Origin of the sequence: Micromonospora sp. NPDC005413 (genome assembly GCF_040606435.1) — a bacterium.
Taxonomy (GTDB): Bacteria; Actinomycetota; Actinomycetes; order Mycobacteriales; family Micromonosporaceae; genus Micromonospora.
This window is the reverse complement of record NZ_JBEXEV010000042.1, coordinates 1-10,194: the sequence shown is the minus strand read 5'-3', so window position 1 is coordinate 10,194 and position 10,194 is coordinate 1. Positions and strand designations below refer to the sequence as shown.

The following is a 10,194-nucleotide window of genomic DNA, read 5'->3' as shown; positions in this document are numbered from 1 at the left end:
CGCTCCTCGCACTCGCGGGGCCGCCTTTTGTTCGCGGCTGCGGGGCTCGCAAACCCGGCTCACTCCTCGCACTCACAGATCCATACGCTATCGCGGCGGTATGCCGAGGATCCCCCCGATGGGGGGCGGACAGTGACCCCACCACGGTCGAGTCCGTCATGGTCGAGTAATCTGCGACCGTCGGTGACGCCTTTGCCGCCGGTGCTGAGGAAAGACGCACCGCGGCGCGCTAGGGAGGCAGGACCAGGTGGTCGCAAGGAGTTCGGAGGTACGGCCGTCGGCCGTACGGCACAGCGCTTACCCAGGGGTCGGTGGACGCCGGGGGCGTGGTGCTGGTCGGGTGGCCGGGCTCGGTCTCGGTGGCGTGGCGCTGCTGGTCCTGCTCACGGGCTGTGATGTTGGTCAGACGTTTGACGGCTTCGGCTGGCCGCAGGGCGGCATCTCGCCGGAGTCCCGGCGGATGTACGACCTGTGGATCGCCTCCTGCGTCGCCGCGCTCGCGGTCGGTGTCTTCGTGTGGGGCCTGATCTTCTGGTGTGTCGTGCGCTACCGCAAGCGTGGCAACGCGCTGCCGGTGCAGACCCGCTACAACATGCCGATGGAGTTCCTCTACACCATCGCGCCGATCCTGATCGTCTCCGTGCTCTTCTACTACACGGCGATCGTGCAGACCGACGTCGACAAGTTGTCGAAGAACCCGGACGTCACGGTCGAGGTCGTCGCCTTCAAGTGGAACTGGCAGTTCAACTACCGGGACGGCCAGGGCCCCGACGCCCGCACCACCGCGTCGACTCTCGGCACCAGCGAGGTCATCCCGGTGCTGGTGCTGCCGACCAACCGGTCCATCCGGTTCGAGGAGACCAGCCGCGACGTCATCCACTCGTTCTGGGTGCCGGAGCTGCTGTTCAAGCGGGACGTCATGCCGGGCAAGATCCGCAACGTGTTCGAGGTCTCCAGCCTGGACGCCGAGGGCGCCTACGTCGGCCGCTGCGCCGAGCTGTGTGGCAGCTACCACGCGTTCATGAACTTCGAGCTGCGGGTGGTCTCGCCGGAGAAGTACGACCAGTTCCTGGCTGCCAAGCAGGGTGGCAAGTCCACCCAGGACGCGCTGAGTGAGATCGGTCAGGAGCCGTACGCGGAGACCACGCGGCCGTTCGACACCCGGCGGACGCAGTCCAACTTCAACCCGGACGACGCTCCGGCCGGCACGGGAAGCTGAGGCAGCCGCATGAAGACCGAGTGGCGTATCTTCCTGATCATCGCCGGGTTCCTCCTCGGTGCGACCATCCTCTACGGCGCCTGGACGCACGGTGAGTCGGGCGGCGTCGAGTGGGTGGGCACCGTCGCCCTGCTGCTGTCGTTCCTGCTCTGCACGATGTGCGGTGGCTTCTTCTGGTTCGTCTCCCGCCGGATCGACCTGCGCCCGGAGGACCGTCCGGACGCCGAGATCGCCGACGGCGCCGGTGAGGTCGGCTTCTTCAGCCCGGGCAGCTACTGGCCGTTCGGTCTGGCGCTGGCCGCCGCGCTCGCCGCGCTCGGTTTGGTGTTCTGGCAGTACTGGCTGATCGGCGCCGGTCTGCTGGCGGTCGTCTTCGCCGCCTGCGGGCTGCTGTTCGAGTACTACAGCGGCACCCGGCGCACCGCCGAGCACTGATCCACCCGGTCGCCGTCGCGACCGACCGTCACGTCACGAAGGCCCGCATCCCCACTGGGGGAGCGGGCCTTCGTCGTGCCTCCGGTCCGTGCGGGCCCGAGAGTGTGCGGTCACTGCGCTCGCGCCGGGTGATCGACTCCACATCGGCGAGGTGGGGGTGATAGCGCGGGGGGATGCCGCAACGTCGGCGATCTGGAGTTGATCGAGACGCTGCACGACCCGGGTCGTGGTCTCAGGCGGCGTGGCGGCGGCTCGGCTGGCGGCGTCGGCGGTCGGCCAACCGGGTGACGCGGAAGGCGAACGTGGCGATCACCACGGCGGCGCCGCAACCGGTGCAGATCAGCTCGGGACAGTCGGTGCCGTGACCGTCGACGCAGGGCGGCGCCTCGAACGGTGCTACGCCCTCGCAGACGTCGCAGTAGAGCTCGCGGTGCGACACGGGCGTCTCCTTCATCTCACTCCAGGCGAACCGCCTCCGGATGCCACAGCGGCGCGTAACGGAAACGGAGAACTACTCGGCTGTAGTTTCCCACGCGGGTCCGACAAATCCCCTCGGCCGTCGACCCGGACGGCATCGAGGGCCCCGAGTCACGCCCGCTGAGCGGCCGGGGTCAGGCGGTGGCGGTCTCGATCCAGCGATCGAGGGTCGCGGCGGCCGCGCCGGAGTCGATCGACTCGGCCGCGCGGGCCAGGCCGGCACGCAGCGCCTCGGTGAGGTCGCCGTCGAGCGGGCCCTGGGTGGCCAGCGCCGCAGCGGCGTTGACCAGCACCGCGTCCCGGACCGGGCCCGTCTCGCCGGCCAGCAGGCGACGGGCCACGCCCGCGTTGTACGCGGCGTCACCGCCCCGCAAATCCGCGAGGGTGGACCTGGGTACCCCCAGGTCCACCGCGTCCAGCACGGCCTCGCGTACGGTGCCGCCCTGGGCCGCCCAGACCCGGGTCGGTGCGGCCGTGGTGAACTCGTCCAGCCCGTCCTCGCCGCGCATCACCAGGACGGAGTCACCGCGGGCGGCGAATACTTCGGCCATCACCGGGGCCATCCGCGGGTCGAAGCAGCCGACGGCGCCAGCGCGGGGTCGGGCCGGGTTGGTCAGCGGGCCGAGGAAGTTGAAGACGGTGGGCACGCCCAGCTCCCGTCGAACCGGGCCGGTGTGCCGCATCCCCGGGTGGAACCGGGCCGCGAAGCAGAACCCGATGCCGGCCTCCGTGACGCAGCGGACGATCGCATCCGAATCGAGGTCGAGCGGGACGCCAAGGAACTCCAGCAGGTCGGCCGTGCCGCAGGAGGACGAGGCAGCCCGGTTGCCGTGCTTGGCCACCCGGACGCCGGCGCCCGCCACCACCAAGGCGGCCATGGTGGAGATGTTGACCGTGTGGGCGAGGTCACCGCCGGTGCCCACCACGTCCAGCGCGGTGGAACGCAGCTCCTCGGGGAGGTCGACCGGGACCGCCCGGCTCAACATCGTCTCGACCAGCCCAGCCAGCTCGGCGGACGTCTCACCCTTGGCCCGCAGCGCCACCGCGAAGCCGGCGACCTGCGCGGCACCCGCCGAGCCGGCCATGATCTCGCCCATCGCCCAGGCGGTGTCGGCGGTGGACAGCTCCTCGCCGCGCAGCAGCGAGTTGAGCAGGTGCGGCCAGGTCCGATCGCCCATGGGGGCCTCCCGAGCGTGCGAAATGCGGGTGGGCTGGAACGGGCGCCGGCTGATCCGGCGCCGTGACGGTGCCGGAGAGCTTGGGGACGTCAGGCGGGTGCGTGCGTCCGCAGCAGCTCGGCCACCGTGCCGCCGGTGGTCACCGGGTCGAGCGGGTGCACCAGCGTCGCGTCGACCTCGGCGTACGCGGCGAGCCATCGGTCGGCGGCGCGGGCGATCACGAGGCAGGTCGGGGGAGCGTCGTCCCGGTCGTCCTTGATCTGCCGGGCGATGCCGATGCCACCGCCCGGGCTGGCCTCACCGTCGAGCAGCAGCAGGTCGATCTCGTAGTCGTCGACCAGCCGGATGGTCTCCGCGTAGGTCGACGCGTCGACGAACTCGATCTGCAGCCCGGGCGCGGGTCGGGTGCCGACGGCCAACCGCATCCGATCACGGACCTGCGGGTCGTCGCTGTAGAGCAGGACGGTGCAAAGACGATCACTCATTCCGGCACTCCGGTTCCACCTCGTAGCTGCCCGCTGATCGTACCGGTCGGCGTGACGCAGCCAACATCCCGCCCGTCGCCACCCGTCGGTCGTGCCGTCCGCGCAGCTCAGGCGGTCGTGGCGTCGGCGGCGCGGTCGCGGGCCTCCTGGCGGTCCAGCTCGCGGTCGACCCGGCGGGCCTCCCGCTCGGACTGCTTGACCCACTGCACCACCAGAACCGCGAGCATGGTCACACTGACGAACTCACCACCTGCCCAGAGGATGCCGCCGGCGACCACCTGGTCCGCCCAGGGGTCGACCCAACCCAGGTTGAGTGACGGGTACCAGTCGCCGCCGAAGAGCGTGGTGCTCTGCATGATGGTGAGGCCGAGCACGGTGTGGAACGGCACGGAGAGCAGCATCAACAGCGCCCGCGCCGGGTACGGCCAGCGGCCGGGCAGCGGGTCGAGGCCGAGCAGCGGCCAGAAGAACACGCAGCCGGTCATGATGAAGTGCGCGTGCACCAGCTCGTGCGCCCAGGCGTGTTCGAGGGTGAAGCGGTACAGGTCGCTGAAGTACAGCACGAACGGGTTGACCACGAAGATGGCGAACGCCACCAGCGGGAAGCTGTAGACCCGGGCGACGCGGCTGTGCACGATCGCCAGCAGGCGCTTGCGCGGCCCGACCGGCAGGGTCCGCAGGGCCAGGGTCATCGGTGCGCCCAGCGCCAGGAAGATCGGCGCCACCATGGACAGCACCATGTGCTGGATCATGTGCACGGACAGCAGTGCGGTGTCGTACGCGTGCAGCCCGCTGACCGTGACCAGCGCGATGCCGCCCAGCCCGGGGCCGAGGAAGAAGACGGTACGGGCGATCGGCCACCGGTCGCCGCGCAGGCGCATTCGGTGCACCCCGTAGAGGTACAGACCGGCGGCGAGCACCAGCCCGAGGGCCAGCCAGCTGTCCAGCCGGGTCTCGGTCAGCACCGCGCCGACGGTGAACGGCGGCGGGGCCGAGGTGGCGGCGAAGATCGGATCGACGTGCAGCACGCTTTTCAGGCTAGGCCAGGCGAACCGGACCCTGACGGTGGGGCCACGGAAGGCGCAGGTTTGCCACCCCGCTGATCGCCGGCCCCGGTCAGGGGCAATAATGACGGCGTGACCGCGGCCCCAGCCATTGACAAGAGCCGGATCCACTCTCTGACCCGACCGAACATGGTCAGCGTCGGGACGATCGTGTGGCTCTCCAGTGAACTCATGTTCTTCGCGGCGCTGTTCGCGATGTACTTCTCGATCCGCGCGGCAGCGCCGGAGCAATGGGAGAAGCACACCGAGGCGCTGAACATCCCGTATGCGACCACCTTCACGGTGATCCTGGTGCTGTCCTCGGTGACGTGCCAGCTTGGCGTCTTCGCGGCGGAGAAGGGCGACGTCCACGCGCTGCGGCGCTGGTTCACCGTCACGTTCGTGATGGGCCTGATCTTCGTGCTCGGCCAGCTGAACGAGTACCGCACGCTGGTGCACGAGGGCGTCAAGATCAACGGAGACGGGTACGGGTCGGTGTTCTACCTGACCACCGGCTTCCACGGCCTGCACGTGACAGGCGGCCTGATCGCCTTCATCATCTTCATGGTCCGCACGACCATGGGCCGGTTCACTCCGGCGCAGGCGACCTCGGCGATCGTCGTGTCGTACTACTGGCACTTCGTCGACGTCGTGTGGATCGGGCTGTACGCCATGATCTACTGGCTCCAGTGATCTTGCGCGTCACAATCCGCGCTGCTGCTCCGTCCCCTGAGACAGGTCCAACCGGTTAAGGACACCGCTCATGACTTCTGACAACGACCGCCGACGCGGTCTGCTCGCGCGGTTGCGCGAGCGGCCGGCCGCGCGCAGCAGGGGCCGCCGCCGGCTGGGCGCCGCGGTCCGGCTGATCGCCGCGCTGATGCTCGCCGGCGGCGCCTACACCGTCTTCGCCCCGGGTGCCCAGGCGCAGGACAACCCGCAGCTGACCGGCGCCGCCGCCGAGGGCAAGGCGCTGTTCGACGTGAGCTGCGTGACCTGTCACGGCCGCAACGCCCAGGGTGTCGAGGGCCGCGGGCCGAGCCTGGTCGGCGTCGGCGCGGCCTCGGTCGAGTTCCAGGTCAGCTCCGGGCGGATGCCGTTGGCCCGCCAGGAGGCCCAGGCGCACCGCAAGCCCCCGCTCTTCACCGACGAGCAGACCCGCCAGCTGGCTCAGTACATCCAGGAGCTCGGCGGCGGCCCGGTCGTGCCGGAAGGCGAGGAGCTCCGCGAGGGTGGCAACGTCGCGTCCGGCGGAGAGCTGTTCCGGATCAACTGCTCGCAGTGCCACGCGTTCGGTGGTGGCGGCGGTGCGCTCTCCTCGGGCAAGTACGCCCCGAGCCTGCACCCCGCGACGGACCGCCAGATCTACGCGGCGATGCTGAGCGGCCCGCAGAACATGCCGGTGTTCGGCGACAACCAGCTTCGGCCGGAGCAGAAGGCCGACGTCATCGCCTACATCCAGGAAACGCTGAAGAACGACCAGGACCCGGGCGGCTTCAACCTCGGGCGGTACGGCCCGTCCACCGAGGGCCTGGCGATCTTCCTGGTTGGCATCGTGGCGCTCGTCTTCGCCAGCCTGTGGATTGCGGGCAAGTCGTGACCGAGCGGATCATCCGATTCAGTGCTGTGGTGCCGCTCGGCGCCACCCGTAGCGAGGTGACGGCATGAGCACCCACACCGAGCACCCGGCCCCGCAGGGCCAGGAGCCGCTCGATCTGAACGCACCCGGGGTGACCCGTTTCGACATCGTCCGTGAGGGCGCGCGCCGGGACGACATCGAAATCGTCCACTACGAGCCGCAGGTGCTGCCCGGCACCAAGGCCGAGCGCCGGCTGACCCGGCTGGTGGCCGGGCTCTTCCTGATCACCGGCCTGGCGGCGACCGCGTTCCTGGCCATCTACATCTGGTGGCCGTGGCAGTACGAGCCGGGCCGTGGCGGCGACAAGTTCTACACCCCGCTGCTCGGTTTCACCCTCGGCGTGGCGCTGCTCGCCGTCGGCTTCGGCATCCTGACCTGGGGCAAGAAGTTGCTGCCCAAGGAGGTCTCGATCCAGGACCGGCACGAGGGCGCGGTGGACTCCGAAGGCCGCACCATCACCGGCCAGACCATGCTCTACATGGCCGACGAGCTGGGCGTGAAGCGTCGCCCGCTGCTCGGCATCTCGCTGCTGGCCGGTCTCGCGCCGGTCGGCGCGGTGGTCGCGGCGCCGCTGGTCGGTGGGATGATCTCCAACCCCCACAAGGACAACCAGATGTTCCGCACCGGCTTCGCCGCTGCGAACACCGGCGAGAAGATCCGGCTGGTTCGCGAGGACGGCCGGCCGATCCGCCCGGCCGACATCAGCGCCGGTGGTCAGCTGACCGTCTTCCCGGGCATCGAGCACGGCGTGAGCAACAGGCACGCCGACTCGCCGACGCTGCTGATCCACCTGCGGGACTCCGACGCGCTGACCTCGCGCCAGGCCAACGAGCGGGTTGGCCACGGCGACTACATGTGGGGCAACTACGCGGCGTTCTCCAAGATCTGCACGCACGCCGGCTGCCCGGCCAGCCTGTACGAGCAGCAGACCAACCGGCTGCTCTGCCCGTGCCACCAGTCTCAGTTCCTGATCACCGACAACGCCAAGCCCGTCTTCGGCCCTGCCAGCCGGCGGCTGCCGCAGTTGCCGATCGAGGTGGACTCTGAGGGCTTCTTCGTGGCGAAGTCCGACTACACCGAGACCGTCGGGCCTGATTTCTGGGAGCGGCCATGAAGCGTCGAAAGCTTGACCTTGCGGCGACGCCGGGCAAGGCCGCGGTGGGAGTGGACGACCGCTTCCAGGTGGCCACTCCCCTGCGCAAGCTGCTGAACAAGGTCTTCCCGGACCACTGGTCGTTCCTGCTCGGCGAGATCGCGCTGTTCTCGTTCGTCGTGCTGCTGCTGACCGGTGTGTTCCTGACCCTCTTCTTCGAGCCGGCGATGACCGAGGTGGTCTACGACGGCAGCTACGCCCCGCTGCAGGGCACGCCGATGTCCGCCGCCTACTCCTCCAGCCTGGACATCTCGTTCGACGTCCGCGGTGGTCTGGTGATGCGGCAGATGCACCACTGGTCGGCGCTGCTGTTCATGGCCGCGATCGTCGTGCACATGCTGCGGGTCTTCTTCACCGGCGCCTTCCGTAAGCCGCGGGAGACCAACTGGATCATCGGCTCGCTGCTGTTCTGGGTCGGCTTCCTGGCCGGCTTCACCGGCTACTCGCTGCCGGACGACGGCCTGTCCGGCACCGGCCTGCGGATCGCCTCGGCGATCATGCTCTCCATCCCGGTGATCGGCTCCTGGGTCACGTCGTCGATCTTCGGTGGCGAGTTCCCGGGCACGATCATCATCAGCCGGTTCTTCATCGCCCACGTGCTGCTCATTCCGGGTCTGCTGGTTGCGCTGATCAGCGTGCACCTGGGCCTGGTCTTCAAGCAGAAGCACACCCAGTGGCCCGGCCCCGGTCGGACCAACGGCAACGTCGTGGGCGAGCGGATGTTCCCGCGGTACGCGCTGAAGCAGGGCGGCTTCTTCATGGTCGTCTTCGGCGTCATCGCGCTGATGGGCGGCCTGTTCCAGATCAACCCGATCTGGCTGTTCGGCCCGTACGAGGCGTGGGTGGTTTCGGCCGCCAGCCAGCCCGACTGGTACGTCATGTTCCTCGACGGGTCGACCCGACTCATGCCGGCCTGGGAGATCAGCATCCCGCTCGGTGACGGGTACGTCATCCCGCCGCTGTTCTGGCCGACGGTCGTGCTGCCCGGCATCCTCGTGGGCCTGTCGACGATGTACCCGTTCCTGGAAGCCCGGCACCTCAAGGACCGCAAGAGCCACAACCTGCTCCAGCGGCCCCGCGACGTCCCGGCCCGGACCGCGGTCGGCGCCATGGCCGTCTCGTTCTACATCGTGCTGACGCTCACCGGCGCCAACGACGTGATCGCCGACAAGTTCATGATCAGCCTGAACGCGATGACCTGGGCTGGCCGGATCGGTCTGCTGGTGGTCCCGCCGATCGCCTACTACGTCACGTACCGGCTCTGCCTCGGTCTGCAGCAGCACGACCGTGAGGTGCTCGCGCACGGCGTGGAGACCGGCATCATCCGGCGCATGCCGGACGGCCGGTTCGTCGAGGTGCACCAGCCGCTCAGCGCCTCGAACGGGCATGCGGACGGTCACGGCGAGCTGGAGTACGTCGGCTGGGTCGTGCCAAAGAAGATGAACCGGCTGGGAGCCCTCGGCCCGGCCATCCGGGGCTTCTTCTACCCGATCGAGAAGCCGGTCGAGGCGCCGGTCTCCCCGGGTCACCCGCCGGTCGAAGCCCGGCCCGAGCGCGAGGAGATCGGCAGCGGCGAGAGCCGCCGCTGACCGCCCAAACGCACCGTTACGTGGCGCCCGCCGGATTTCCGGCGGGCGCCACGTCGTATCCGTACCGACCGCCCATCCGACCAGGAGTCGGACGGCCACGGCGGGACCGGTCGACCCCCCGCGACGGGCGATCGCAGGAATAACCCCGGTGAGCCGGGTATCCGTGCGGTCCAACGTCTCAAGGGGGGGAAGCATGTTGGGTATCAAACGCCTCGGCCTGTTGGCCGCGCTGGTACTGGTCGGTGTCGCGCCGGCCGCGGCCGCGCAGGCCGCGGCACAGCCGTCGACGCAGGACACCCAGTACCTGCAGGCGGTACACCAGGTCAACCTGTTCGAGATCACCGCCGGTGACCTGGCCCAGCAGAAGGGTCAGGACCAGGGGGTCAAGGACCTGGGCGCGATGCTGAAGACCGACCACACCCAGCTGGACCAGACGGTGCAGCAGACCGCGTCCCAGCTCGGGGTGGAGCTGCCGAACGAGCCCAGCGCCGATCAGCAGGCGGTCATCGACAAGTTGAACAACGCCAGCGGTGCGGAGTTCGACCGGCTCTGGGTGACCAGTGAGCTGGCCGGTCACGTCCAGGCCATCCAGGCCACCCAGACGGAGATCTCGCAGGGCTCCGAGCAGTCGGTGGTCCAGTTGGCTCAGACCGCTCTGCCGATCCTGCAGGCGCACTACGACGAGCTGGTGCAGCTCGCCAACCAGTTGGGCATCCCGGTTCCGCAGACCAGCGCCAGCGGTACGCCCAGCCCGGGTGGCACTGGCACTGGGTCGCCGGCTCCGGGCGGCACTGGCACCGAGTCGCCGGCTCCGGGTGGCACCACCGAGTCCCCGGCTCCGGGCGGCGGCACCACCGAGTCGCCAGCTCCCAGCGAGAGCTGACACAGCGGCAGCAGACGGCCGGAGCCGGCGACCCAGTGCCAGTGCCACCCGGGCTGGGCGTACCGCTGGCGCTGGTCTGCGGAACCGGGATGC

At 69.5% G+C, this 10,194-nt stretch carries 11 protein-coding genes; 7 read left to right on the top strand and 4 right to left on the bottom strand.

What is annotated here, in order from left to right; all coding sequences use genetic code 11:
- Positions 1-247 precede the first annotated feature (247 nt).
- Positions 248-1,219, top strand: coding sequence for a cytochrome c oxidase subunit II (coxB, locus tag ABZS37_RS29490; RefSeq protein WP_354994931.1), 972 nt, complete (start codon positions 248-250; stop codon positions 1,217-1,219).
- 9 nt (positions 1,220-1,228) lie between these two features.
- Positions 1,229-1,654 carry a cytochrome c oxidase subunit 4 gene (locus ABZS37_RS29485; protein WP_355174322.1) on the top strand — a complete coding sequence of 142 codons (426 nt, stop codon included), beginning with the start codon at positions 1,229-1,231 and terminating at the stop codon, positions 1,652-1,654.
- 232 nt (positions 1,655-1,886) lie between these two features.
- On the opposite strand, the gene ABZS37_RS29480 is transcribed toward ABZS37_RS29485, so the two are convergent.
- From ABZS37_RS29480 to ABZS37_RS29465, 4 genes are all read right to left on the bottom strand, one after another.
- The gene (locus ABZS37_RS29480) at positions 1,887-2,093 is read right to left on the bottom strand and encodes a hypothetical protein (protein ID WP_355174320.1); all 207 of its coding nucleotides are present in this window, start codon (positions 2,091-2,093) and stop codon (positions 1,887-1,889) included.
- A gap of 172 nt (positions 2,094-2,265) precedes the next feature.
- Positions 2,266-3,309 carry an anthranilate phosphoribosyltransferase gene (trpD, locus tag ABZS37_RS29475; protein ID WP_355174318.1) on the bottom strand — a complete coding sequence of 348 codons (1,044 nt, stop codon included), beginning with the start codon at positions 3,307-3,309 and terminating at the stop codon, positions 2,266-2,268.
- An 89-nt stretch (positions 3,310-3,398) separates the two neighbouring features.
- The gene (locus ABZS37_RS29470) at positions 3,399-3,794 is read right to left on the bottom strand and encodes a hypothetical protein (protein WP_088988339.1); all 396 of its coding nucleotides are present in this window, start codon (positions 3,792-3,794) and stop codon (positions 3,399-3,401) included.
- Positions 3,795-3,901: 107 nt separating this feature from the next.
- On the bottom strand, positions 3,902-4,831 hold the full coding sequence (locus tag ABZS37_RS29465) for a cytochrome c oxidase assembly protein (protein ID WP_355174380.1): 930 nt from the start codon (positions 4,829-4,831) through the stop codon (positions 3,902-3,904).
- Positions 4,832-4,930: 99 nt separating this feature from the next.
- On the opposite strand from ABZS37_RS29465, the gene ABZS37_RS29460 reads away from it, so the two are divergent.
- From ABZS37_RS29460 to ABZS37_RS29440, 5 genes are all read left to right on the top strand, one after another.
- A complete protein-coding gene (locus ABZS37_RS29460; protein ID WP_355174316.1) occupies positions 4,931-5,530 on the top strand; it encodes a heme-copper oxidase subunit III in 600 nt (199 codons plus the stop codon).
- Between the two features lie 70 nt (positions 5,531-5,600).
- The gene (locus ABZS37_RS29455) at positions 5,601-6,437 is read left to right on the top strand and encodes a cytochrome c (protein ID WP_355174315.1); all 837 of its coding nucleotides are present in this window, start codon (positions 5,601-5,603) and stop codon (positions 6,435-6,437) included.
- 64 nt (positions 6,438-6,501) lie between these two features.
- On the top strand, positions 6,502-7,590 hold the full coding sequence (locus tag ABZS37_RS29450; protein WP_355174313.1) for a Rieske 2Fe-2S domain-containing protein: 1,089 nt from the start codon (positions 6,502-6,504) through the stop codon (positions 7,588-7,590).
- Positions 7,587-9,218: a cytochrome b N-terminal domain-containing protein gene (locus tag ABZS37_RS29445; RefSeq protein ID WP_355174311.1), complete on the top strand. Its 1,632-nt coding sequence runs from the start codon at positions 7,587-7,589 to the stop codon at positions 9,216-9,218. Before ABZS37_RS29450 ends, ABZS37_RS29445 begins: the two co-directional genes overlap by 4 nt.
- 193 nt (positions 9,219-9,411) lie before the next feature.
- Positions 9,412-10,101 (top strand): DUF4142 domain-containing protein, encoded by a 690-nt coding sequence (locus tag ABZS37_RS29440; protein WP_355174309.1) that lies wholly within the window; start codon positions 9,412-9,414, stop codon positions 10,099-10,101.
- Positions 10,102-10,194 lie beyond the last annotated feature (93 nt).